The organism is Microcystis sp. LE18-22.4A (assembly GCF_027531105.1).
Taxonomy (GTDB): domain Bacteria; phylum Cyanobacteriota; class Cyanobacteriia; order Cyanobacteriales; family Microcystaceae; genus Microcystis; species Microcystis aeruginosa.
In genome coordinates this window covers 25,480-48,957 of record NZ_JAPZRB010000233.1, presented here as the reverse complement: position 1 = coordinate 48,957, position 23,478 = coordinate 25,480, and the positions used below count along the sequence as shown (strand labels likewise).

The 23,478-nt window shown below is 45.5% G+C and carries 23 protein-coding genes; 12 read left to right on the top strand and 11 right to left on the bottom strand.

Features of this window, described 5'->3' with window-relative positions; genetic code table 11:
* From O9295_RS10795 to O9295_RS10780, 4 genes are all read right to left on the bottom strand, one after another.
* Positions 1 to 1,121 (bottom strand): S1 family serine peptidase (locus O9295_RS10795; protein ID WP_288032925.1); only part of this gene is annotated, 1,121 nt, incomplete at its 3' end.
* 39 nt (positions 1,122 to 1,160) lie between these two features.
* The gene (locus O9295_RS10790) at positions 1,161 to 1,769 is read right to left on the bottom strand and encodes a COP23 domain-containing protein (RefSeq protein WP_002774765.1); all 609 of its coding nucleotides are present in this window, start codon (positions 1,767 to 1,769) and stop codon (positions 1,161 to 1,163) included.
* A gap of 59 nt (positions 1,770 to 1,828) precedes the next feature.
* Complete coding sequence (locus tag O9295_RS10785; protein WP_012264042.1) at positions 1,829 to 2,929, bottom strand: S1C family serine protease; 1,101 nt, start codon at positions 2,927 to 2,929, stop codon at positions 1,829 to 1,831.
* 143 nt (positions 2,930 to 3,072) lie between these two features.
* Positions 3,073 to 3,567 carry a tetratricopeptide repeat protein gene (locus O9295_RS10780; RefSeq protein WP_072924763.1) on the bottom strand — a complete coding sequence of 165 codons (495 nt, stop codon included), beginning with the start codon at positions 3,565 to 3,567 and terminating at the stop codon, positions 3,073 to 3,075.
* Between the two features lie 178 nt (positions 3,568 to 3,745).
* Here O9295_RS10780 and O9295_RS10775 point away from each other — a divergent pair, with 178 nt between their 5' ends.
* The gene (locus tag O9295_RS10775) at positions 3,746 to 4,303 is read left to right on the top strand and encodes a Uma2 family endonuclease (RefSeq protein ID WP_002763043.1); all 558 of its coding nucleotides are present in this window, start codon (positions 3,746 to 3,748) and stop codon (positions 4,301 to 4,303) included.
* A gap of 45 nt (positions 4,304 to 4,348) precedes the next feature.
* Here the strand turns inward: O9295_RS10775 and O9295_RS10770 are convergent, their stop codons facing one another.
* A complete protein-coding gene (locus O9295_RS10770) occupies positions 4,349 to 4,537 on the bottom strand; it encodes a hypothetical protein (protein ID WP_079205652.1) in 189 nt (62 codons plus the stop codon).
* A gap of 277 nt (positions 4,538 to 4,814) precedes the next feature.
* On the opposite strand from O9295_RS10770, the gene O9295_RS10765 reads away from it, so the two are divergent.
* From O9295_RS10765 to O9295_RS10755, 3 genes are all read left to right on the top strand, one after another.
* The gene (locus O9295_RS10765; protein WP_288032926.1) at positions 4,815 to 6,002 is read left to right on the top strand and encodes an RNA-guided endonuclease InsQ/TnpB family protein; all 1,188 of its coding nucleotides are present in this window, start codon (positions 4,815 to 4,817) and stop codon (positions 6,000 to 6,002) included.
* Between the two features lie 150 nt (positions 6,003 to 6,152).
* Positions 6,153 to 7,856, top strand: a complete 1,704-nt coding sequence (gene hflX / locus O9295_RS10760; RefSeq protein ID WP_288032924.1) for a GTPase HflX — start codon at positions 6,153 to 6,155, stop codon at positions 7,854 to 7,856.
* Between the two features lie 778 nt (positions 7,857 to 8,634).
* Positions 8,635 to 8,817 (top strand): hypothetical protein, encoded by a 183-nt coding sequence (locus O9295_RS10755; protein ID WP_288032923.1) that lies wholly within the window; start codon positions 8,635 to 8,637, stop codon positions 8,815 to 8,817.
* A gap of 124 nt (positions 8,818 to 8,941) precedes the next feature.
* Here the strand turns inward: O9295_RS10755 and O9295_RS10750 are convergent, their stop codons facing one another.
* Complete coding sequence (locus tag O9295_RS10750; RefSeq protein ID WP_288032922.1) at positions 8,942 to 10,054, bottom strand: DegT/DnrJ/EryC1/StrS family aminotransferase; 1,113 nt, start codon at positions 10,052 to 10,054, stop codon at positions 8,942 to 8,944.
* Between the two features lie 127 nt (positions 10,055 to 10,181).
* Here O9295_RS10750 and O9295_RS10745 point away from each other — a divergent pair, with 127 nt between their 5' ends.
* Positions 10,182 to 10,958 (top strand): ABC transporter permease, encoded by a 777-nt coding sequence (locus tag O9295_RS10745; protein WP_288032921.1) that lies wholly within the window; start codon positions 10,182 to 10,184, stop codon positions 10,956 to 10,958.
* Between the two features lie 117 nt (positions 10,959 to 11,075).
* On the opposite strand, the gene O9295_RS10740 is transcribed toward O9295_RS10745, so the two are convergent.
* A complete protein-coding gene (locus tag O9295_RS10740; RefSeq protein ID WP_288032920.1) occupies positions 11,076 to 12,092 on the bottom strand; it encodes a type I glyceraldehyde-3-phosphate dehydrogenase in 1,017 nt (338 codons plus the stop codon).
* A 447-nt stretch (positions 12,093 to 12,539) separates the two neighbouring features.
* Here O9295_RS10740 and murC point away from each other — a divergent pair, with 447 nt between their 5' ends.
* From murC to O9295_RS10725, 3 genes are all read left to right on the top strand, one after another.
* Positions 12,540 to 13,967: a UDP-N-acetylmuramate--L-alanine ligase gene (gene murC, locus O9295_RS10735; RefSeq protein ID WP_288032918.1), complete on the top strand. Its 1,428-nt coding sequence runs from the start codon at positions 12,540 to 12,542 to the stop codon at positions 13,965 to 13,967.
* Positions 13,968 to 14,080: 113 nt separating this feature from the next.
* A complete protein-coding gene (murB, locus tag O9295_RS10730; RefSeq protein ID WP_288032917.1) occupies positions 14,081 to 14,959 on the top strand; it encodes a UDP-N-acetylmuramate dehydrogenase in 879 nt (292 codons plus the stop codon).
* Positions 14,960 to 15,371: 412 nt separating this feature from the next.
* Positions 15,372 to 16,193 (top strand): hypothetical protein, encoded by an 822-nt coding sequence (locus O9295_RS10725; RefSeq protein WP_288032916.1) that lies wholly within the window; start codon positions 15,372 to 15,374, stop codon positions 16,191 to 16,193.
* Between the two features lie 332 nt (positions 16,194 to 16,525).
* On the opposite strand, the gene O9295_RS10720 is transcribed toward O9295_RS10725, so the two are convergent.
* The 4 genes from O9295_RS10720 to O9295_RS10705 form a co-directional block, all read right to left on the bottom strand.
* Complete coding sequence (locus tag O9295_RS10720; RefSeq protein WP_002791850.1) at positions 16,526 to 16,918, bottom strand: hypothetical protein; 393 nt, start codon at positions 16,916 to 16,918, stop codon at positions 16,526 to 16,528.
* Positions 16,915 to 17,292: a DUF433 domain-containing protein gene (locus O9295_RS10715; protein WP_002778608.1), complete on the bottom strand. Its 378-nt coding sequence runs from the start codon at positions 17,290 to 17,292 to the stop codon at positions 16,915 to 16,917. The genes O9295_RS10720 and O9295_RS10715 overlap by 4 nt, the downstream gene beginning before the upstream one ends.
* An 800-nt stretch (positions 17,293 to 18,092) precedes the next feature.
* Complete coding sequence (locus O9295_RS10710) at positions 18,093 to 18,764, bottom strand: hypothetical protein (RefSeq protein ID WP_016514528.1); 672 nt, start codon at positions 18,762 to 18,764, stop codon at positions 18,093 to 18,095.
* Positions 18,765 to 19,194: 430 nt separating this feature from the next.
* Positions 19,195 to 19,440 (bottom strand): DUF433 domain-containing protein, encoded by a 246-nt coding sequence (locus O9295_RS10705; RefSeq protein ID WP_130756413.1) that lies wholly within the window; start codon positions 19,438 to 19,440, stop codon positions 19,195 to 19,197.
* 198 nt (positions 19,441 to 19,638) lie between these two features.
* Between O9295_RS10705 and O9295_RS10700 the strand changes: the two genes are divergently transcribed.
* The 4 genes from O9295_RS10700 to O9295_RS10685 are packed head-to-tail and all read left to right on the top strand — an operon-like array spanning position 19,639 to position 23,441.
* Positions 19,639 to 21,372 carry a peptide ABC transporter substrate-binding protein gene (locus O9295_RS10700; protein WP_288032915.1) on the top strand — a complete coding sequence of 578 codons (1,734 nt, stop codon included), beginning with the start codon at positions 19,639 to 19,641 and terminating at the stop codon, positions 21,370 to 21,372.
* Positions 21,373 to 22,329, top strand: coding sequence for an ABC transporter permease (locus tag O9295_RS10695; protein ID WP_288032914.1), 957 nt, complete (start codon positions 21,373 to 21,375; stop codon positions 22,327 to 22,329).
* Positions 22,330 to 22,331: 2 nt separating this feature from the next.
* Positions 22,332 to 22,694 carry a VOC family protein gene (locus O9295_RS10690; RefSeq protein ID WP_002799051.1) on the top strand — a complete coding sequence of 121 codons (363 nt, stop codon included), beginning with the start codon at positions 22,332 to 22,334 and terminating at the stop codon, positions 22,692 to 22,694.
* An 18-nt stretch (positions 22,695 to 22,712) separates the two neighbouring features.
* Positions 22,713 to 23,441, top strand: coding sequence for a cytochrome c biogenesis protein CcdA (locus tag O9295_RS10685; RefSeq protein ID WP_066029848.1), 729 nt, complete (start codon positions 22,713 to 22,715; stop codon positions 23,439 to 23,441).
* Positions 23,442 to 23,478: the final 37 nt, after the last annotated feature.

Genomic DNA, 23,478 nt, shown 5'->3' with positions numbered 1-23,478 from the left:
TTATAATTCGCTATTTCCGCAACGGGATAATTGTCCAGGCTTTCAAACTGAAAAACTGCTAAATCTACCCCTTCCTGCCGGATGATGGTGCTTTTCTCGATGTTTCGAGTTTTGCCGTCGCTGGTGACGACGGTGTAGGTGTTATCGGGACAAAGTTTACTTGCAGCATCTTGACTTTCTTCCTTCTTCTCACATAATACATGGTCTGCGGTTAAAACCGTGTAAATATTCCCTTTTTTAGCAATAATTACGCCACTTCCATTGGCTGTACTGCTACTATCGATCCGGACGGTGAAACCCTTCGCTTTCGCTTCTAATTCGGCGATATAGCGAGTAGGGGCGGTGGTTTCTATATCGGGGTTCACCTGCGGTAGGGGCAGGTTATAGGCGCTGAGGATTTCCGGACGGATGTAGGTTAATAGGGTATGAAGGGGAATGCCCCAGTTAACCGCTCTCATCTGTTGGATTTCTGCGTCTGTGGGTTTTGTACCGTCCTCGTAGATGTAGTTAGAGAGAATCGGATGGGCCGATCGCCCGTTAATGCCGATTAACTCATCCTCGAAAAAGATACCACCGCCACTCATTCCCTGCACGATATCGCCACTATAACCGACGCTGTAGCCCTCCCGGAGGGGTCGATCCCTTGTTTGTTCAATTTTCCCGTTATCGGTGGTGTACTGCCCCGTTTCTGCGGAATAACCGGTTACAGTGATATCTAGTTCCGCATCCGGGGAAATGGCGCGAATTTTAGCGATCGGATAATCCCTGGTATCGCTAAACTCCACGAGGGCCAGATCCTTATCTTTTAAAAGGGAATTCGGTGCGATCGAGGCTGTGCGGGTTTGGCCGTCGTGGGTTTGGATCTGTAGGGTTTTCGCGCCGCGGGTAACGTGAGCGTTGGTCAAAACGAGGTATATACTGCCTTTTTTCCCGATAATGATTCCCGATCCCCGATTTATCTCGCTAGTAATCTTAACGGTGACTTGACGGATCGATCGCTCGATCTGCGCGTTTGGGCTGTCTTCCGCCACGATCGCCGGAGCAGAGAAAGGGGATAGCGCTTTAACTGGTACGACGGGCAGAAGTAGGAGGCTTAGGAGTAGGGGAAAGGGTTTCAACATGGTTATTATGGGGAAATTCGGGGTAAAACAGCGAAAATTCTAGCGGGTGGGAACGCAATTATTTTGCGGGCCAGCAGATCTCGTACCACAGGGTGCGTCGCGATCAGCGAGTGGTGCTTTGGCGAAAAACTCCGTCATCGAGATATAGGTTTTATCTCCGGAATTCTGGAGGAGCATATCCGAGCTTTTCCCCTCTAGGATGTCCATGAGTTGTTGCAAGACTAAATCTGGATTATCGTGGGGTTTAAGGGTAAAAAGTTGGCTATTACCATCGCAGGGATCGCCGGATCGTGAAACGCTGCAGATGATCGGGTATCCCTTCGCCCGGCCGGTGGTGAGATAGTTAAAACGCCCTTGATTATAGGCTTCCTGGAATTTTTTCGTGACTTCCTCGCAACGAACCGGGGAACGTTTGGAGAAATATTCCGATTTCCAGCCGATAATCCGCACATTGCCGCTCCTTTGGGGAATCCAAGCGAGGGTGGCGGGGATTTTTCCTCCCGATGCGCGATCGAACACCTCTTTACAGAAGAAGGTGACGCGATTCGGGGTGGTCGATTGGCTGAAACCGGGGGCGATACCACCGAGGAGGACAGTGGCGAGGAGGCCGACGCAAGCGAGACGGTGGGAAATATATCTAGAGTTCATAGGGATAGTTCCTCAGAAAATAGGGATTAGAATCGTGATTAGGGTCAAAATGGGATTATTTAAGGGTTAGCGGCGGCGTTGAGGGTGTAGCGACCCGATTCACCCCCTTCGCGAGAGGTAGCCACTAGGATATAAACTCCATCGGCAGGTAATTCGGTTACGAGTCGAGCGTTAAAATCCCCGGGGGCGCGATCAACGCGCTGGTTACTACGGGCGACCTGTGGGTATTTTGTCCCCTCGGAAGATTGGAGAACGCGATAGAGGACAAGATAGGGAGCGATCTCGTTGCTGTTCATATCCAGAACGATTTTCTGTCCTGCACGACCCTCGAACCCGTAATATTGCTCGTTTTGGTCTTTGGTCAAGTTGCCTTGAACGGTCTGACCGTTAAGAGGGAGGGCGAGTAACTGTATCCGATCGTCCTGTCCTAATGTTGAGACGGTGGAGACATCACCTGTTTTAACTGCGGTGAGGAAAGCTTGCAGGCGATCGAGGGAAACGGCGAAATTAATGCCGCTCTGGGTAAGGCCGATCGGGTTTCCCGCACCGTCGTAAACGTAACTCCCGATATCGCCTGCGACGTTAACCCCCACCACTTCCCCCCGTGAATTCAAAAGCGGCCCGCCGGAATTGCCTTTGTTGATATTAGCGTTGTGTTGCACAATGCCTTTTTCGGGGTCGAGACGGCTGATAATGCCCTGGGTGAGGGTGTTTTGATAGTCCTCGTTTAAGGGTGTGCCGATGGCGAAAACGCTTTCGCCGACTTTGGCGGAGTTCGGACGGGCCAGGGGAAGATAGGGCAGGTTTTGGCGGTTATAAATCCGCAGGACGGCTAAATCCACGCCATTTTTAGCGAAGCCGATCACGTCTGCCGAGGCCTGCTGTCCGTTGGAAAATTTCACTGTCACCACCCGGGGGCCATCCGCAACAACGTGGGCGTTGGTAATGATGATACCGTCGGGACTGACGAGAAAGCCGCTACCGTGGCCGCTGCCATTTTTGACGGTGACGACGGCGGGGCTGGCTTTCTGATAGACTCTAGAAGCGGTCTGCTCCTGCGCGAGGATGGGTGGAATGTTTTCCATCAGGAAGCCTCCTGGTTGAACGAGTAGGCCAGTGGTGGCCAGTAGCACCGATAGGGTGAAAGTAATTGGTTTCATCGGGTTGGCTCCTCTTTAGTCGAGGGATACTTGCAAGGATGTTATCGTTGGTTTTTTCCCAATTATGCGATCAAGTTTTAAGTCCTCAGATTGCTTTTTTTACAAAAGTTTAGAGGGGGAGAGCGATCGCTCTCCCTTGCAACTTACGCACCTATCTGCCGTAGTGCTTCTATGGCGCTGTTGTACATTTCTGTGTTTCCCTGCTGGCGAAATAATTCGGCGGCCGTTGTTAGATCGGCGATCGCATTTTGTCTCTGGTTAAATGCGAGATGGACGTATCCGCGGAAATGGTAAGCGTAGGCAGCGCGGGGGTTTAGTCGGATCGCGGTGTTCAGGTCTTGAAACGCCGGCCGCCATTGTTCGCGAATCGTGTAAATCATGCCCCGACCGAGGTAAGCTTCGGCATAGTCCGGATCGAGTTCGATCGCTCTGGTGAATTGAGCGAGGGCGAGATCATATTTTTCCTGTTGGATGTAGTTAATTCCCCGGTTAAAGTGGGCGATCGCTTCTTTGTAGTTCGCTTGAGCGATCCGGGTTTCGGCTGGTTGTCGGCTTTCTAGGGCCATAACGGGGCGAACAGTGGCGAGGGTGGAGAGGCCGATCAGGCTGACGGTGGTGAGAAGGGCGAAGGATTTCATGGGTAGTTCCTCGGTGAGGGTGATTTGAGCTTCTACCTAATTCATCGGTTGCTTTTTTGAGAATATGCAGGATAGGGCGATCAATTTTTTTTCCTTTCGGGTACAAAAGGAAAAAGCGCGGCAATCGGCATCGCTTTGTTATCATTTAGTGAAAAATACTTGTTTTTTTTGATGCAATATGGTAAGCAAATCCCCGACGATTACTGATGCGGAATTAATTCGCCTCAGTTGTCAGAACCCGGAATTAGGCTTTGAACGCAATGCAGATGGAACGTTAGTCACTATGCCCCCGATCGGAAGTATTTCAGCGAATCGAGAACTGAAAGCCGGCGCTCGCCTGCTCTACTGGGTCGAACAGAACGGGTTAGGAGAGGTATTTAGTTCTAGCGGCGGTTTTAAACTGGCCAATAGCGCGGTACGCTCTCCCGATGTGGCTTTCGTGGCGAGAGAACGTTTACCGTCCGGTTGGCAGGAAAGGGAGGATGAATTTCTCGATCTCGCGCCGGATTTCGTGATCGAGATCCGTTCTAAAACCGATAGTTTATCCAAGTTAAAGCGGAAAATGGAGGAGTATCGGGAGAACGGGGTGAAGTTAGGATGGTTGATCGATCGCCACAATAAACAGGCTTTCGTCTACCGTCAGGACGGGACGATTACCTGTTATCCCGAGAACGCGATTTTAAGCGGGGAAGATGTGGTTCCGGGGTTCACCCTAGCGCTAGAAATCTTGCTGTAAGATCGATCGCTTTTTTCGGGGTGAGATTCAAAATCGATCGAGTATCTAGACCGCGCCTAATTGCCGTAGGAATTGCAGGGCTTTTTCGCGTGCTGGCGCGTTCCCTTGCTGGCGGAACAGTTCGGCGGCTTGTCGGAAATCCTCGATCGCTTTTTCCTTGTCTAGCCGATAGACGTAAGGAACCCCAACAATAGACCCAAGGAAACCCAACAAAAAGGAAACCCAACAATACACCCAAGGAAACCCAACAAAAAGATTCAGACGGATTTAGATTTTGGGTGTTGGGTTTCGCTCCGATGACCCAACCTAGGAAAGGATGCGATCGCTTTTCGTTCTCTAAAACAGTGATCGCACCAAGATGACAAGCACTGTAGCATAACCCACCGAATATTATAAAATTGATGGTGCGTTACATTTCATCGAAAATTTGGGTCTGAAACCCCGCCGTTTTACGGCGGCTTTGCTGTTAAATATGAGCATCGTTTACGAAATATATGCTAAAATACGAGACATGGAAAAAGCCTATTCTTACCGATTTTACCCTACACCAGAACAAGAGTCGCTATTGCGGCGCACTTTGGGCTGTGTAAGATTAGTTTACAACAAAGCTCTCCACGAACGAACACAAGCTTGGTATGAAAAGCAAGAAAGAGTAGGCTACGCTCAAACTTCTTCAATGCTAACCGATTGGAAAAAGCAAGAAGAATTAAACTTTCTCAATGAAGTAAGCTGTGTACCCTTACAACAAGGGTTAAGACATTTACAAACAGCTTTCACTAATTTCTTTGCTGGTCGTACTAAGTATCCTAACTTTAAGAAAAAACATCAGGGAGGAAGTGCCGAATTTACCAAATCTGCTTTTAAATTCAAAGACAGACAAATCTATTTAGCCAAATGCACAGAACCTTTAGCGATTCGATGGTCAAGACAAATACCAGAAAGCTGTGAACCAAGTACAGTAACAGTCAGATTACATCCCTCAGGACGTTGGCATATTTCAATTAGATTTGATGACCCAACAATTAAGCCATTACCAGTAACAGATAAAGCCATTGGAATTGACTTAGGAATTAGTAGCCTCGTGATTACCAGCGATGGTGACAAAGTATCTAATCCTGAGCATTTTAACAAGCATTATCGGAGACTGCGAAGAGCATCTAAAAGTCTTTCTCGAAAACAGAAAGGGTCAAAAAATCGGGAAAAAGCGAGAATCAAAGTAGCCAAGATTCACGCTCAAATCACCGATAGCAGAAAAGACCATTTACATAAGCTAACCACTCAATTAGTTCGTGAAAACCAAACGATTGTTGTTGAGAATTTAGCCGTTAAGAATATGGTCAAAAACCCGAAATTATCTCAGGCAATATCTGATGTAAGCTGGGGAGAAATCACCCGACAATTAGCCTATAAATGCCGTTGGTACGGGAAAAATTACATCGAAATAGATAGATGTTTTCCCAGTTCTAAACGGTGCAGTAATTGTGGGTATATTGTGAAAAAGCTGCCGTTAAATGTTCGAGAGTGGGACTGTCCGAACTGTGGGACTCACCATGACCGAGACATTAACGCCAGTAAAAATATTTTGGCCGCAGGGCTTGCGGTGTCAGTCTGTGGAGCGACCATAAGACCAGAACAGAGTAAATCTGTGAAGGCAGGTGCGAAAAATCCTTCGGGAAAGAAGCAGAAACCTAAATCGTGAGGTTTGGGAATCGCCGTCCGTTTTACGGCGGCGAGGATGTCAACACTACTTCTGAATCAGCACCAAATTAGGTTACACTTCATCTTGATGAGAAACGCCCTCAAGGAGCAGCGAGTCTCATAATCGCTACAATAATAGATAAAATCCTAATTGCGAGGAAAGCCTATCGATACCATCTTCGGCAATACCCAGGGACTGAAAGCCAGTCAGATGAAACAGCTACAAAGGCTGTACCATGAACGCTTGCCTATTGATACTCTCACCACCCCAGAATTCGCCCAAAGACTGGCGGCTATCAGTACCGATATCCATCAACCCCTCTGCACCTATATCAACCGTCGCGGCCAGGTAATTCGTGTGGGAGTGGGAACCCCCCGACAAACCCAATTTTCTCTCTTGGAACTACCCCGCTACGGTTCCGAACGTCTTTGCGGAATTCGTTGTATCGCCACGGAACTCAAGCAGGAACCGCCAAAAGAATCCAGTTTAACCGCCATGGCTTTGCAAAGATTAGACGCACTGGTGGTCTTAACATTAACCGGTACAGGTATGATCCGTCGCGGTGGTGGGGCGACCGGTTATGTGGAGCAAGTCTATCTGGCGCATCTCATACCACAAAGTCAAACAAATGTCAATAGTAATATATACTGGTCTGTCTCCCCTCCCTTAAATCTAGAGGATTTAAGCAAACAGGACTTTTTAGAGTTAGTGGAAGGACTAGAGGCGGAGTTTCAGCGAGAATTTACCGCTATAACCGTTGATACAGCCGAAGATCGGGTGCTATTGGTTGGTTTAATCACCGACGGTATGAGCGATCGCCAGTTCGAGGACGGTTTAAGCGAATTAGAACGTTTAGTTGATACCGCCGGGGGCAAAGTTTTGCAAGTCACCCGACAAAAACGGGATCATCCCCATCCTCAAACAGTGATCGGTTCGGGAAAAGTGGCAGAAATCGCCCTACAGGTGCAAACTTCGGGGGCTAATTTAGTTGTATTCAATCGCGACCTTTCTCCCGCCCAAATTCGCAATCTAGAGAACCAAATCGGGGTGAGAGTGGTCGATCGCACCGAGGTGATCTTGGATATTTTCGCCCAACGGGCCCAATCCCAAGCGGGTAAACTACAGGTAGAATTAGCCCAATTAGAATACACTTTACCCCGTCTCACTGGGCGCGGATTAGCTATGTCGAGATTAGGGGGAGGAATTGGCACTCGCGGACCGGGGGAGACAAAATTAGAAACAGAACGCCGAACTATTCAACGTCGTTTATCCCGTCTCCAGGATGAGGTGGATCAACTGCAAGCTCATCGTTCCCGTTTACGCAAACAACGGCAAAAACAAGATGTAGCCAGTGTGGCGATCGTCGGTTACACCAATGCGGGAAAATCCACTTTAATTAATGCTCTCACCGCTGCCGAAGTTTATACCGCCGATCAACTGTTTGCTACCCTCGATCCCACCACCCGACGCTTAACTATTACCGATCCCCTCACCCAAGTCTCTCACACCCTCTTACTAACCGATACGGTGGGTTTTATCCACGAATTACCCCCCTCGCTGGTGGATGCTTTTCGGGCAACTTTAGAGGAAGTAACGGAAGCAGACGCCTTACTCCATCTGGTGGATCTCTCCCATCCAGCTTGGGAAAGTCAGATTGCCTCGGTGTTAAAAATCCTCTCGGAGATGCCGATTCAAACTGGTCCAATGTTAATGGTGTTTAATAAGTTGGATCAGGTAAAAAGCGACGATTTGGAAATAGCTAAGGAAAAATATCCCCAAGCTGTTTTTATCTCGGCTATTCGTCGGCTAGGATTGGAAACTTTAAAACAAAAGTTAATCGATTTAATCGCTTAAGTAGGGTTGGCTGAATAAATCTAAAAACCTTGTTAGATAAGGCTTTTAGACTTTTTTTTCCTCAAAAAGTGCTGACCCTTGCAGTGATCGGGGGTAAAATTCCAGGACTTTTTCCCTGAAAATTAGGTAATTTACCAGATGAAAATGGGTAAAAACCTACACCCCACACCCTGCCCCCACGAAAACCTTTTTGCCGCAAACCCTAATTAGGGTGATCAGCAAACCTGATCGATCGGAGGGCGCAGGTTCCTGGCGCCCCTACGGTAACGGATTTTGTCCACAATGTAGGGGCGAACTGCGTTCGCCCAAAAGGTACGTTATCAAAGCGCAAGTCCCTTATGCCCGAATGCTTCGCCCCTACAGGACGCGGTCCGATGAATAAGAGCTTTGCGATCGCCAATAAAAATGCCAGGTTTTTGAAGAGGGCGAATGCAATTCGCCCCTACGATCATATTATCGCGCCAATGATAGGGGCGCACCGTGGTCTCGCGCTTAGAAATTAATTGAATGGAAACACATAAATAGTTGATTTATGTTCAGGATTTAGGGGGCAAAACTCAGTTTTCATCTCAAAGTTGCTGGCGAAATAACCGGAAACCCTTATTTTCTCGTTGGGGACTGTCCTTGAAAATTGAACATAAATACTAGAATTATGTTCAAAAATCATCCTTCCAGGGGGTTGTCATCTGCTGGGAGAGCGATTAATCTAGGAACAGATGAGTGAGGTAAACCCAATCTCAAGCCAACTACTTTTTTCTTAATTAGGAGTATAATTCCAATGTCCCAACTTCAAATTACTGATTTGGTTCTTGTCAATTCAGAATACGATCAAGTTCAAGATATTACAGAATACGATTACCGAAATATCATGGGCGGATGCGGAGAAGATAAAATCGAAATCAAAACAGAAACGAAAAAAGACGGTACGACGGTAGTAACTATTACCATCACACAGCAGTAACGACTACTATACCATCAATTGAGATGCACCCAAATTGTCCCCCCTTGATCAGGGGGGAATCTGACAATTTTTAACACCTACCTACATAATTCATAATTCATAATTCATAATTCCCACTGATAACTCAGGAACTATGCAAACAATCTTTCAGCGCATAGGCTACCTGTTGTTGTTCCTCAAAGCTTAAATCGGGGAACATAGGTAAAGATAACACTTTTTCACTGGCCAATTCAGCCACGGGTAAATCACCTTTTTTATAGCCTAAATACTGATAAACCGGCTGTAAATGCAGAGGAATCGGATAATAAACCATGGATAGGACATCTTTTTCCTGCAAAGCCGCCCGAATTTGGTCACGATTTTCCGTTAGGATTGTGTACTGATTCCAAACGTGCTTACCTCCGGCTAAAGCGGTAGGTAAAGTGATATTAGGCAAAGGTTGCAGTAATTCCCGATAACGTTGGGCAATCTCGATCCGTTGATTATTCCAAAAATCGAGATATTTTAGCTTAATTTGCAAAATAACCGCTTGAATGGCATCTAAGCGGCTATTCACCCCAATTACCTCATGGAGATAACGCACCTTGCTGCCGTGTTCTTTAATCATGCGAATTTGTGCCGCTAACTCGGGGTTATTGGTGGTAATTGCGCCACCATCGCCACAACCGCCTAAATTTTTGGTGGGAAAGAAGCTAAAACAGCCAATATCGCCGATACTCCCCACTTTCTGCCCATGCCATTCTGCTCCCGTTGCTTGAGCGCAATCCTCAATCACCAATAAATTATGAGAACGAGCGAAATTTACCACCTCAGACATATTGACAGATTGCCCAAAAAGGTGTACTGGGATAATCGCTTTAGTCTGGGGAGTAAGCGCTTTTTCCAACAGTGCCACATCGAGGTTAAAAGTATTGATATCGATATCGACAAAAACCGGCACTGCCCCGACTAAATTAATCGCTTCGGCGGTGGCAATAAACGAAAAAGTGGAAGTGATTACTTCATCCCCCGCTTGAATACCGAGGGCGCGCAGTGCCAGATAAAGGGCATCGGTTCCCGAATTACAGGCGACACAATCGCTAACACCGTGATAGAGGGCAAATTGTCGTTCTAATTCGCTCACAGCTTCGCCACCAATATAGCGCCCAGAACGGAGGATTTCTAAAACGGCATGGTTAGCTTCTTCGCTGATGACTTGGTATTGACGGGATAAATCGACGGGGGGAATTGTACTCACGCGCTTTCACTCAAATTAGAGACTAATCGGGATTTGTCGGCGAAAAAAAAGGAATAATTAGTCAAAAATAATTATAAACTTGCTATTTATAGATGAAGTATCCTTGTAATTTGTTTCTTTTATTTTTATGGATGGATTAGTAGAACTAAATCTGGTGGATTTGGGTTGGGCTTTGGGGATGATGGGTATTTGTTTACTCCTCTCCCGTTGGTCAAATTTAGCTCTAGAGGGACAATTATTATTAGCGACCGGTCGATCGATCCTGCAATTATTAGTGGTAGGCTACGTTATCGCCGTTATTTTTTCCCTTGATAATCCTCTGGCAGTGCTGGGGATTTTGGCAGTGATGATGACTATTGCGACTATTGTTGCTAAAAATCGCATTGATAGCCGGGATAAGGCCCTATTACCGCTAGTTTTCGGCTCTTTATTGATTAGTAGCTGTCTAACTTTAGGTTATGCGATCGCTTTAATTATTCAACCGCAACAATGGTACTCACCCCAATACTTGATTCCCTTGACGGGGATGGTGTTAGGCAATGCCATGAATAGTGCCTCTTTAGCCGGGGAAAGATTAAACAGTGCGATTAAAAGTCACCGTTTAGAAATCGAAACCCATCTTTGTTTGGGGGCAACCCCTCAACAGGCGATCGCAGGTTATCAAAAAGAAGCGATTCGAGCTAGTTTAATCCCCACCCTCAATCAGATGATGGTGGTGGGTTTAGTCAGTTTACCCGGAATGTTCACCGGACAGGTATTGGCAGGAAGTGAACCTTTAAACGCCGCTTCCTACCAGATACTGATCCTGTTTATGATTGCCCTAGCTAACCTAATCACCGCTCAATTGGTGACAGAGGGAATCTATCGGCGCTTTTTCAGTGAGAATTTATCACTTATCAGTTGAAAGGAATCGGGAGGTGGGTGTTAGGGTTTTGGGTGTTGAGTGTTGGGGTTTTGGGGTTTTGGGGTTTTAGTTGAATTTCCCCATCACCCCATTTCCCTATCTCCTGACGGCTAAAAATTAGGCCTTCCACTTGCTGGCGACGACTTCAGCGAGATCAACCACCCGTTGGGAGTAACCCCATTCGTTATCGTACCAAGCGATAACTTTCACCATATCGCCACCCATCACCATCGTTAGACTAGCATCGATGATCGAGGAGGCATCAACACCGCGATAATCAGAGGAAACGAGGGGTAAATCATTATATTCGAGAATTCCTTTCAAAGAATTTTCCGCAGCTTCTTTGAGGACTTCGTTTACCTGTTCCGCGATCGTGCTTTTTTCCACTTGTGCGACTAAATCCACCACAGAAACGTTAGGAGTGGGTACACGCAGGGCGATACCGTTAAGTTTCCCTTTCATTTCGGGGATAACTAAGGCTACAGCTTTGGCGGCACCGGTGGAGGTGGGAACGATGTTAACGGCAGCGGCGCGAGCGCGACGGAGATCCCGGTGACTAGCATCCAGAATGCGTTGATCACCAGTGTAACTGTGGGTGGTGGTCATCGTCCCTTTGATGATGCCGAAGTTTTCGTGAATCACTTTGACGACAGGAGCAAGACAGTTGGTGGTACAACTGGCATTGCTGATGACATTGTATTTATCGTGTTCGTATTCGTGAGCGTTGACACCGACGACATAGGTTCCCACACCCGCACCTTTACCCGGTGCGGTAATGAGGACTTTTTTAGCTCCTGCGACAATATGCTTAGAAGCGCCCTCTTCATCGACGAAAACACCAGTAGCTTCGATCACTAGATCTACACCCCATTCTGCCCAGGGCAGATTGAGGGGATTGCGATCGGAATAACATTTAATGGTTTTACCGTTAACAATTAAAGAATTATCATCGGCATCGATATTAGCGTTAAGTTTGCCTAACATCGAATCATATTTGAGCAGGTGAGCGTTACTCCGGGGATCGGATGTATCATTGATCCCCACTACCTCCAAGCCACTATTAGTCCGTCCTAACCAACATCTTAGGAAATTACGTCCAATCCGTCCGAAACCATTGATCGCTACTCTAATCACTGCTGCTTGCCCTCTACGTTTTAGTGCAATACATAAAAAAATAATTAATGTTCCCAATCATACCTTAAAGGTTGAACTTTACGATCCCGATCGGAAATAATTTATTAGCTCACCATTCAGGAGACGGGAGACAGGAGACTACGAGACAGGAGACAGGAGATTATTTTTATTTATTCTCCTCACCTCCCCACACCCCACACCCTACACCCCACACCCCACACCCCACACCCCACACCCCACACCCCACACCCACACCCACACCCCACACCCCACACCCACACCCCAAAAAAAGGAATTGGGAGAAAAAATTTTAATTCTGCGTCAAGGATTTTGCAAGGCAACTGGGCAACATTTGGGAATTCTGCTCAAATGCCCCTATCATGAAGTTGACTTTACTACCGATCGAGTTTAAAACTTATATAATCGTGGCTCTGAGGAGTGAAAACAGTGAAAAAAGTTAATTTTAACGGCCAACCTTTCCATTTTATCGGTATTGGCGGTATTGGGATGTCAGCCCTCGCTTATATCTTAGCCGAGCGCAATTTACCTGTGTCTGGCTCGGATTTACGTCCTACTCATATCACCCAACGGCTACAGGGAGCGGGAGCGCACATTTTCCACCGTCAAGAGGCAAATAATTTAGCTTTATTTCATTCTCCAGGCCCTCAAAACAGTAGCCAAACAGTTCCGCAAGTAATCTGCTCCACGGCGATTAATGACCATAACAAGGAATATCAAGCGGCCAGAGACTTAGGATACCCAATTTTTCACCGTAGCGACGTTTTAGCGGCTTTAATCGCTGATTACGACAGTATCGCCGTCGCCGGCACCCACGGAAAAACCACCACTAGCAGCCTAATCGGTTACGTTTTGTTAGAAGCGGGATTAGACCCCACGATCATTGTCGGTGGTGAGGTGGACGCTTGGGAAGGTAACGCTCGTCTTGGTCAAGGGCGTTTTTTAGTGGCAGAGGCCGATGAGTCCGATGGTTCCCTAACCAAACACGCACCGAAAATCGGCGTAATCACTAATATTGAGCTAGATCACCCGGATCATTACCATAATTTAAGCGAAGTTATCGATACTTTCCATGAATTCGCCCATCAGTGCCAGATTTTAGTCGCTTGTTTAGATTGTGACACGATCGCCGAGCATTTCCGTCCGACGATTAGTTATAGTCTCGATCCCGAAAAAGGTGCCGATTACACCGTCAGCGAGATTATCTATGAACAGGGAATGATGAAAGCTTCCGTCTGGGAAAAGGGTAGTTATTTGGGACAAATGGAAGTGAAAATCCCCGGGCAACATAATATTAGTAATGCTTTGGCAGTGGTGGCCATCGGACGTTATCTCGGTTTAGAATTTGCTGTTATTGCCGATGCGATCGCTACTTTTGCCGGGGCAAAACGCCGTTTTGAACACAAGGGAGAGGCAAACGGCATTACTTTTATCGATGATTATGCCCACCATCCTAGCGAATTGTTGGCCACTTTAGCGGCGGCAAAATTGAAGGTAGAAGGCAAACAGTACCAACGTTCGATCGCTATTTTCCAACCCCATCGCTACAGTCGCACCACTACCTTTTTAGAGGAATTCGGCTCCGCTTTCAGTTCCGCCGATGTGGTAGTCTTAACGGATATTTATAGTGCCGGGGAAGTGAATATCAATCACGTCACTGGGCAGCAAGTGGCTGAACAGGTGAGAAAACACCATAAAAACGCCTACTATCACCCCGAATTGAGTTCTTTAGGTCAATTCCTGCTAGAAATTCTCCAACCAGGGGATCTAGCCCTCTTCCTCGGCGCTGGCAATCTCAATCAAGTTATCCCCGAAATGCTCTCTCTTTACCGCGAACAATTAGCAGTTAGAGTATAGGATTCAGTTATCAGTTATCAGTTATCAGTTATCAGTTATCAGTTATTATGTTTACTGTTTACTGATTACTGATTACTGTTCACTGAAAATGCTCCCCAACCCCCTAAAACCCTATGATTAAAACCTCTGTTTCTCTAGCTGATTTCACTTCCTACCGGGTGGGGGGAAGAGCGCAATGGTATGCCGAACCAGTTAATCTAGAGGAATTAAGAGAAGTGTTCGCTTGGTTGCGATCGCAAGATTTACCCTTGACTGTTTTGGGGGCTGGTTCAAATTTACTAATCAGCGATCGAGGTTTACCCGGACTTGTCCTCAATACTCGCCATCTGCGATCGAGTTGTTTTGATGCCGAAACTGCTACGATTACAGCAGCGGCGGGGGAACCCCTGCCAAAAATAGCTTGGAGAGCGGCAAAAAGGGGCTGGAGGGGCTTAGAATGGGCGGTGGGTATCCCCGGTACGGTGGGGGGGGCTGTGGTGATGAATGCGGGGGCGCACACCTCCTGTGTGGCGGATCGATTAGTGCGGGCGCTGGTATTAAATCCCGATGGTCAGTTAGAAACTGTAAGCAAAGAAGATTTAAATTATAGTTATCGCAGTTCTTCTCTGCAAGGGGATCAACGTTTAGTTGTCGAAGCCACATTTCAGTTAGAAGCTACCGATAATCGCGAGGAAATAATGGCAATTACTACCCATAATTTACGCCATCGCAAAAGTACCCAACCCTATGATCGTCCCAGTTGTGGTAGCGTTTTCCGCAATCCTAAACCGCAATTTGCCGGGGCTTTAATTGAGGAAATGGGATTAAAAGGTTATCAAATTGGTGGAGCGCAAGTATCAGAATTACACGCTAATTTTATCCTGAATATTGGTTCAGCAAAAGCCTCGGATATTCTGCGTTTAATTCGTCATGTGCAGGAACAAGTGTTCGATCGCTCGTCCCTCTGGTTAGAACCAGAAGTGAAAGTTTTAGGAGAATTTGACGGGATTTAATTATTTTTCTCGATAACGGTTGAACTCAGCCGCGATAGGCTGGAGTGCGACGGCAAATATTTTTATAAGTACCTAAGCAAAATTAATTACACATATCTAACCCCGCTCTTGCCTCTTGCCTCTTGCCTCTTGCCTATCTTCACTAGGAAATTAATTTTGCACGACTACTTAATCCTCTAGCATGGTGCGTTCCCCAAAAATCTATTGGTGGAGCAGTAGGAGCCACATTAGGGAACGCACCCTACGGCTAACGTTGCCCATCACCCGCCGCAGATAACCTTGAACTCTAACCGATAACCTTTCGTCGGTCGGTGTGCATTGGGGTTGTTAGACCGCGCTGCTACGGCAATGCATTCTTATTAAGAGTTAGAATTGCTGTAAAAACTAACCCTTCTAATTCTAGAATCGTCTAATGGATATTCATTACATTAATCAAGGAAAGCGTGGAAAAGTAGGTCTTTGCAATATTTGTAAACAATCAGCTTCTCTAAGCTGGGATCACGTCCCACCAAAGAGAGGTTTTGATTTGAAGCCTGTTGAGCAGATCACGATTGTACAACGTTTGACTGTCCACCCTGAAGAACAGAAACGTCTTATTTCACAGAATGGTGTGAAGTATCGAACCCTTTGCAAACAATGTAATACACGCTTGGGGCGTCGCTACGACCCAGTTCTTAATAGCTTTGCTCTTGGAGTAGGCAGGATTCTTAAATCAATTGTGGAAGTTCCACCAATGATTCATTACAAGACGCAACCAGCAATATTGATTAGAGCTATTCTTGGTCATTTAGTTGCAGCGAAGGGAGTTATAGACCATAATGTTGTTGATCAGAAAATACGCGAATTTCTGTTTGATGATCAAGCTCAGATCCCTGAAGAAATTAAAATTTTTTACTGGATTTATCCATATGAAGAAATTGTGGTTGTTCGTGATGTCATTATGCCTGCGGTCAGAGGAAACTTAAGTGAATTTAGTGAACTTGGAACCTTTAGCGGCATCCTTAAATATTTTCCAGTAGCTTACGTGGTTTGCAATTTAGAACAATATGAAGGACTCGACGAATTAACAACCTATCGTGATCTCAAGCTAGAAGAGACTGCTGAGATTCCACTTCGCTTAACTGACATAAAACATTCTGAATGGCCAGAGATGATTGATGAGGGAAACTTTATGGCAGGCGGATTGAATCTAAACAGTTCTGTTCACGCTCGCCCAAAAAAACCAAAAGCATGACTTCCCCACAAACAACTTTTGCATACTGTCTCAACCGAGAATTGGCGGTCTAACTATTGATTATACGGAAAATTTCCGTATAACACTCCTAAAAGTAATGATATGGGTCAACTTTCGGCATCTCACCCCATTTAGGCGTGATCGCCAGAACTTTTCCGTATATCACACCCAAAAGCGTGTTAGCCAGATTAGCCTACTGCTAGTGGAGCGGTAGGAGCCACATTAGGGAACGCACCCTACAAGATCGGCGATCACACTGATTAGCTTTCGTTGGTCGGAGTGCATTGGGGTTGTTATGCCGTGTCACCAACAGATATGATGCGCCAATCACCTTATGGAATAAACAACCGACCAGCCCCCATATAGTCTTGGATATCGATCACAATTTCTACAAGCCTTTCAACGCAGCGTTCTCGATAGTCAGATTCATTGACCCTATCCGGATCGCCAATCGTAATGATCGGAAATGAAGTCGGTTGATTTTCTTCACGCATTACTTGTTCCAACGAGTCTTCACCCTTCGCATTCCGGTTTGCCGTAAGTAAGAGCATCCCGTTGGTTTGGGCAAATCTCCAAACTACTCGATCATTGCTGTCTGCGGGTAAGCCAACGTCTTCAAATGTCCTCAACCGAATTAGAGCGAGATCTAATAACCCGCTAACAACAAGACTTCCAGAGATCAGAATTGCCTGCCGATTCAAGTTGTAATCAGCCAGAACAATCATTGCTTCTTCGCTTCCCGCTTTGCTCTCCGTTCCTGAAGTTTAGCTCTAACCGCTTCATAGCCTGGACGAGGAGGAGTAGCAGCGATCCGAGCAAAACGTTCGCGATTCCTCTCTTCCCAAAATTGTTTAGTTTCTGCGGCAGTCTTTAAAACCTCCTGATACTCTGCTTCCACTTCTGTTCGATGTGTTTCAATGTAGGAAAGGGCGGCATGAATCTGAGCATCTGTAAGATTGAAGGCATCACGAATAAACTTGGGTGGATACTGAGCTTTGAGATAATCGATTACGTCATACAGAGTAATACGAGTATCCGCAATTGTAAGCCCTCGCTCTGTGCGGATTATAGCTGTTTGTCCATTCGATGCCAGTGCCATAGCAGTCTTAGCTTTTAATCATTTAATTCCATAGTAGCGCACAAAAAAAGCAAGGGGAGCCAACGCCCCCCAACGACTGATTCACAAAATCCTTAATCCTCAACCCAGACCTTCAAAATGTATTTCAGCCTCGTTCCTGCATCTAGCCAGTAGTGAACTCCAACATCTGGCAGTTCAGTATCATTTGTGTGAGCGTCACCCCGTCCTATGCCATCATCAAAGGGAGTAATACGGTGTTTGGAAACTTCTTTGTGGAATTCCACCCGTGTTATTCTTGCTCCAGTGCAAGGAAATTTATCGTCTCCTCACTTACCAAGAAATCCACTTTCATAAGTTTGTGAAACATCAACTGCTAATCGTTCAGCCATAATAAACCTCCTTTTTTGCTGTAACTTTTCCGTATATCACGCCCAAAAGCGTGTTAGCCAGATTAGCCTACTGCTAGTGAAGCAGTAGGAGCCACATTAGGGAACGCACCCTACGGCTAACTGTGAGTATGAGGCACACGGGATGTGAAGCCGCCTAACGGCTTAATTGAGCAGCAAGAGATTCCGTTCAACTAAGCGTAAACTACTCTAATATTGTCCGCTCCAATGATGTGTTATGCCCCGATCGCTTATCAATTATTTATCTTTGCGATCGCCGACAATCTCTCGGAACTCATCAACGAAACCGATAACTTTTGCTTGCTTAAACTTGTCTAAAAATAGATAACTTTAACGGGCGTATCGTTTCAGCATAACGTTCGAGTTCAGAGGCGCTGCGCAGCTTTATCGCGCAGCGGCCCCTGGAACGAAGTGTTATGTTTCAAGTTTATCGAAGGCACTGATTAACCAATCGATCTTCTGATCTTTTCTATATGGACTGGGATAGCGGTACCAAGGGTAGTCCAACTGTAGCCCCTGCACCCCAGGGATTTCGGATAAGAATGCAATAGCAGCATTTCGAAGTACTTCAGTAGAACCCCATGCTGCAACTATGCGAGAACTTCCCGCACAATCACGTTGAAGCCCGCCGAGCCGCTTGGGATGGATAATGCTATGGGGACTGGAGGGGTCACGCTTCTGAGCATCCTCAAAATCCACTGAAAAGCTGCCGCTGTTTCCGTTTCTGAGATCTGATAGGTTGAGAACCCTGACGTGCTTCCACCTCTTTAGCAACATCAGGCGCATCAGTTGGTACTGCGCGTTATCTGGCCTGGCTGGAATCAGTTCCCTCGACCATCCGCCATCAAGTACATCGCTCACTGAGTAGCATTTTGGAATGTAACTTATATCGAGTGGCCTAGAAGAACCCGGATTCATCATTATCACTACCGCGTCCGGCACCCCTGTGGCTTCAGAATCTCCGGCATTGGCGATAATTTCCAAAACGCTTCGGCACGGAAACACTTTTCCGGCGATTTCTACGTCATAGAAATGCCCTCGCACCGAGAAGGAGCGCTTCAATTCATCTGCGTAAACAAATTCCACTTAGGCTAGCGCTCCGAATGAAACATAACGGCTTAATTGAGCAGCAAGAGATTCCGTTCAACTAAGCGTAAACTACTCTAATATTGTCCGCTCCAATGATGTGTTATGCGCCGATCGCTTATCAATTATTTATCTTTGCGATCGATATGATGTAGCCTGTGTTAGCGTTAGCGTAACGCACGGATTTTGAACATTAGATAAGGTGCGTTACATTTCATTAACGCACCCTACAAGATCGGCGATCGCACTAAATCCGTTGAGTAACGCACAGAAAACGGGTTTCTCCGAGAAACCCGTTTTCTACTCATGCAAAAGCAATTTTGTAGGGTGCGTTAGGCGGTGATAACCTTGGAATGAAAAACCAAAATTAGTAATCCGCCGTAACGCACCAGTTAAGTATTATCAAAGTTCTCATCAACCAGAAGCTTAATCATGCTTGCCGCGCTGCTTTACGCGCAAGAAAGCGATCTCGCAATCCCTGGGGGTCAAATCTCCCTTGATTGATTACCGGAATCTCCTGTGCTTGCTGTTGTCGCTGTTGCAAGTAGGATTCTACTTCCGATTGGTGCTTGAGGTAAAAAGCGATCGTGGCGTAAACGTCAGCTAGGTTTAGTGATGGGTAACGATTAACGATTTCCTCTGCTGTCGCACCCTGATGAAATAAGGTCATAAGCATTTTCGTCGTCGTGCCTAGAATTTTATTGTCTAGTACAGCATCGCTACCATAGCATGATCGATTTAACTTGACTAGGAATGGATAAAGGCAAATAATCAATTAATCGATCGAGATCAAGACTCAATGTCTGATAACTTGTTATTGGTGGGGTAGGGAATCACCTAAGTCACCCTGTTGAATTATTGATTGTCATTAAAAATGTTTAAGCGATCGCTTTTCTTGCCCCTGTTAATTTTATCCCTTAGTTGTACGCTGCTTTTTAGTGCTTGTCGTCAACAAACAGCTAATAATCCTCCGGCAACGACCAATAATAATTCAGAAACTTTAAAACTTTTGTATTGGCAAGCACCGACGATTTTAAATCCCCATCTCTCCACGGGATTCAAAGACTCAGAAGCGAGTCGCATTACCTTAGAACCTTTGGCTAGTTTCGATGAAAAAGGGGAATTAGTTCCTTTTTTAGCGGCAGAAATTCCTACTCTTGAAAATGGGGGAGTTGCCCGGGATGGTAAATCGGTGACATGGAAGCTAAAAAAAGATATTAAATGGTCAGATGGCACTCCTTTTACTGCCAAAGATGTCATCGCTACCTATAATTTTATTACCAATCCGAAAACTGGTTCTACTAGCGCTGGCAATTATGAAATAGTTAAAAGTGTGGAAGCGATCGATCCCCATACGGTTAAAATAACTTTTAAGCAAGTTAATCCCGCTTGGTCATTAGTTTTTGTGGGAACAGAAGGGATGATTTTACCCGCTCATCTCTATGAAAAATATAGCAATGAAACAGCACGCCAGGCCCCTGCTAATTTATTACCGGTGGGAACTGGCCCCTATAAAGTGGTAGAATTTAAACCGGGAGATACGGCAGTTTATGAACCAAATTCTTTCTTTCGAGAAGCGGATAAATTGGGTTTTCAAAGAATAGAATTAAAAGGAGGAGGTGATGCAACTTCGGCGGCACGAGCGGTTTTACAGACACAGGAGGCGGATTATGCCTATAATTTGCAAGTAGAGGCTAAGGTTTTAAGTGATTTAGAAAAAGCGGGTCGGGGTCAGTTAATATCTAGTTTCGGTTCTTTGATTGAACGAGTTTTATTTAATCTGAGCGATCCTAATCAAGCTACTCCTGAAGGTGAGAGGTCTAGTATTAAGTTTCCCCATCCTTTTTTGAGTGATGTAAAAGTAAGAGAAGCTTTGTCTTTGTCCGTTGATAGAGATACTATTGCCACGCAACTTTATGGTATTACTGGGAAAACAACTCCTAATTTTATCGTGATGCCATCGGAATATAATTCTCCCAATACTCGCTATGAATTTAATCTAGAAAAGGCTAAGAAATTACTAGATGATGCGGGATGGAAAGATAGTAATGGTGATGGCACTAGGGATAAAAATGGGGTAGAAATGAAATTAGTTTTTCAAACCACTGTCAATCCTCTCCGTCAGAAAACCCAAGAAATTATCAAACAAAGTTTACAAGCGATCGGGATAGGAGTAGAATTAAAAACTGTTGATGCCAGTATTTTCTTTTCTAGCGATCCTGCTAACGATGACACGGTAGAAAAGTTTTATGCTGACCTACAAATGTACACTACTGGTAATAATAGTCCCGATCCGAAAGCCTATTTTAAAACCTTTACCTGTAGCGAAATTCCCCAAAAAGCTGATGGTTGGGCCGGTGATAATTATGCTCGTTATTGTAATCCTGAATACGATAAATTATGGCAAGCTTTTAGTCAAGAATTAAACCCAGAAAAACGGCGAGAAATAGGGATTAAAATGAATGATATGTTAATTAATGATTTTGTGATTATTCCCCTAGTTCATCGTGCCGATGTGGTGGCAATTAGCAATAGTTTGTCGGGGTTTGAATTAACTCCCTGGGATAGAAATACTTGGAAGATCAAAGACTGGAAGCGTAGTAAATAAATGCTCAAATATTTTCTGATAAGATTATTATTTTCGATTCCCACTCTTTTAGCTATTAGTATGGTGGTTTTTGGCATTTTGGCCCTAGCGCCGGGGGATCCGATGGGGGAATTTGCAGCTAATCCCGCTATCACCGAAGCGGTGCGAGAAAATATTCGCAAAAGTCTCGGATTAGATCAACCGCTTCCCGTGCGTTATGTCAAGTGGTTGTTAGCATTTCTTCAAGGAGATATGGGCTATTCTTTCACCAGTCGCAGCCCGGTTTTTACCCTCATTTGGCAGCGTTTACCCACAACTCTCTGGATTGTCGGTATTGCCTATATTTTCGGGGTTTTAATCGCTTTTCCTTTGGGCGTAATTTCAGCAGTCAAGCGCTATTCTTGGTTAGACAAAATCATCTCTACTTTTTCGATGCTTGGCTTTTCTTTACCCACCTTTGTGACGGGATTATTATTAATTATTATCTTTAGTGTGCAGTTAAACTGGCTACCATCTTTTTATAACAGTACCCTAGAAATCCGCAATTTTAATAGTTTGATCGATCAGGTGAAACAGTCAATTATGCCCGTAACTGTATTAAGCTTATATCAAGGGGCGATGTTGATGCGTTTCGTGCGTTCTTCCGTAACTGAAGAAATTCACCAAGAGTACGTTAAAACTGCCTTAGCGAAGGGACTAACTAATTTTTCTGTCCTCACTAAGCATATAGTTCGCAATGCTTTAATTCCCGTTGTCACCCTGATTGCTCTCGATATTCCCTCAATTTTTACTGGAGCTTTAGTCACAGAACAAGTGTTTCGTGTGCCGGGGATCGGTGCTTTATTAATTGATTCTATTTCCCGCAGTGATACCCCCGTAGTGATGGCGATTACCTTTATCTATGGGATTTTAATTGTTATCTTTAACTTAATTGCCGATTTAACCTATAGTTGGCTCGATCCGCGAGTCAGATATTAACTATGAACATCATGCGATCCTTACACACGGGGATTTTAGTCACCGATCTAGAAAAAGCCGTTAACTTTTACGAAAATGTTCTAGGATTGACTAGAATCGATCGCCCTTTTCAATACGATGGGGTTTGGTATCAAGTGGGAGATTATCAAATTCATTTAATTGTCGATACCAATTACCAAAACTACCGTCCCAATCCCGAAAAATGGGGACGCAATCCTCATATTGCCTTCGCTATTGATGACGTGGCGGCCATGGGTAACTATCTAGAAAGTCAAGGTTATACAATTCAAATGAGTGCCTCGGGTAGAAAGGCCTTATTTGTCAGTGATCCCGATGGTAATATCCTAGAAATGAGCCAAATTTAGCCTGAAAAATTCCCCAATATGTTAGACCAATTACAGACTCAACTCTATCACCTTGAACAATACGCCGATCGCTTAGTGACTTCCCAACTAACTCACCTTAGTTTTGTCAGTATTGCCGTGATTTTTCTAGCCGGTTTACTCACCAGTCTTACCCCCTGTATGCTGTCGATGTTGCCGATTACCGTCGCTTATATCGGGGGTTACGAAAATCAAGGTCGTTTAGCGGCTTTTTGGCAGTCCACATGGTTTTCCCTGGGATTAGCTACCACCTTAGCGGGATTGGGACTAATTGCCGCTACTTTAGGAAAAGTCTATGGACAGGTGGGGATCGGTTTACCAATTATCGTCAGTGCGATCGCTATTTTCATGGGGTTAAACCTCTTGGAATTATTACCCCTGCGCTTCCCCTCCCTTGGCGCTACCGATTGGATTACCGGCGATTTTCCCCCGATTTTGCGGTCCTATCTTCTCGGTTTAACATTTGGTTTAATCGCCTCTCCGTGTAGTACACCAGTTCTGGCAACTCTATTGGCATGGGTGGCAAATACGGGGGATTTAAGCTTAGGAGGGGGATTATTGTTATCCTACACTGCTGGCTATGTTTTACCCTTAATTATCGTCGGTTCTTTTACTGCCTCGCTGAAAAGCTTTCTTTCCCTGCGTCAATGGTCCGGGTGGATTAATCCTGTCAGTGGGGTTTTATTAATCGGTTTTGGAGTTTTTTCTTTATTATCCCGTCTGCTGTGATGGTGGAGAGTTATGATAGATAATTGGCTAGAATTGC

Excerpts from the sequence above, each read along its gene's own strand:
- O9295_RS10765 (WP_288032926.1), top strand. The coding sequence starts at position 4,815 with ATGGAAAAAGCCTATTCTTACCGATTTTACCCTACACCAGAACAAGAG.
- O9295_RS10785 (WP_012264042.1), bottom strand. The coding sequence starts at position 2,929 with ATGAAACCAATTACTTTCACCCTATCGGTGCTACTGGCCACCACTGGC.
- O9295_RS10745 (WP_288032921.1), top strand. The coding sequence starts at position 10,182 with ATGGATGGATTAGTAGAACTAAATCTGGTGGATTTGGGTTGGGCTTTG.
- O9295_RS10790 (WP_002774765.1), bottom strand. The coding sequence starts at position 1,769 with ATGAACTCTAGATATATTTCCCACCGTCTCGCTTGCGTCGGCCTCCTC.
- O9295_RS10705 (WP_130756413.1), bottom strand. The coding sequence starts at position 19,440 with ATGCTTATGACCTTATTTCATCAGGGTGCGACAGCAGAGGAAATCGTT.
- O9295_RS10755 (WP_288032923.1), top strand. The coding sequence starts at position 8,635 with ATGTCCCAACTTCAAATTACTGATTTGGTTCTTGTCAATTCAGAATAC.
- O9295_RS10780 (WP_072924763.1), bottom strand. The coding sequence starts at position 3,567 with ATGAAATCCTTCGCCCTTCTCACCACCGTCAGCCTGATCGGCCTCTCC.
- O9295_RS10725 (WP_288032916.1), top strand. The coding sequence starts at position 15,372 with ATGGATATTCATTACATTAATCAAGGAAAGCGTGGAAAAGTAGGTCTT.
- murB (WP_288032917.1), top strand. The coding sequence starts at position 14,081 with ATGATTAAAACCTCTGTTTCTCTAGCTGATTTCACTTCCTACCGGGTG.
- O9295_RS10695 (WP_288032914.1), top strand. The coding sequence starts at position 21,373 with ATGCTCAAATATTTTCTGATAAGATTATTATTTTCGATTCCCACTCTT.
- O9295_RS10690 (WP_002799051.1), top strand. The coding sequence starts at position 22,332 with ATGAACATCATGCGATCCTTACACACGGGGATTTTAGTCACCGATCTA.
- O9295_RS10715 (WP_002778608.1), bottom strand. The coding sequence starts at position 17,292 with ATGGCACTGGCATCGAATGGACAAACAGCTATAATCCGCACAGAGCGA.
- O9295_RS10685 (WP_066029848.1), top strand. The coding sequence starts at position 22,713 with ATGTTAGACCAATTACAGACTCAACTCTATCACCTTGAACAATACGCC.
- O9295_RS10720 (WP_002791850.1), bottom strand. The coding sequence starts at position 16,918 with ATGATTGTTCTGGCTGATTACAACTTGAATCGGCAGGCAATTCTGATC.
- O9295_RS10700 (WP_288032915.1), top strand. The coding sequence starts at position 19,639 with ATGTTTAAGCGATCGCTTTTCTTGCCCCTGTTAATTTTATCCCTTAGT.
- O9295_RS10775 (WP_002763043.1), top strand. The coding sequence starts at position 3,746 with ATGGTAAGCAAATCCCCGACGATTACTGATGCGGAATTAATTCGCCTC.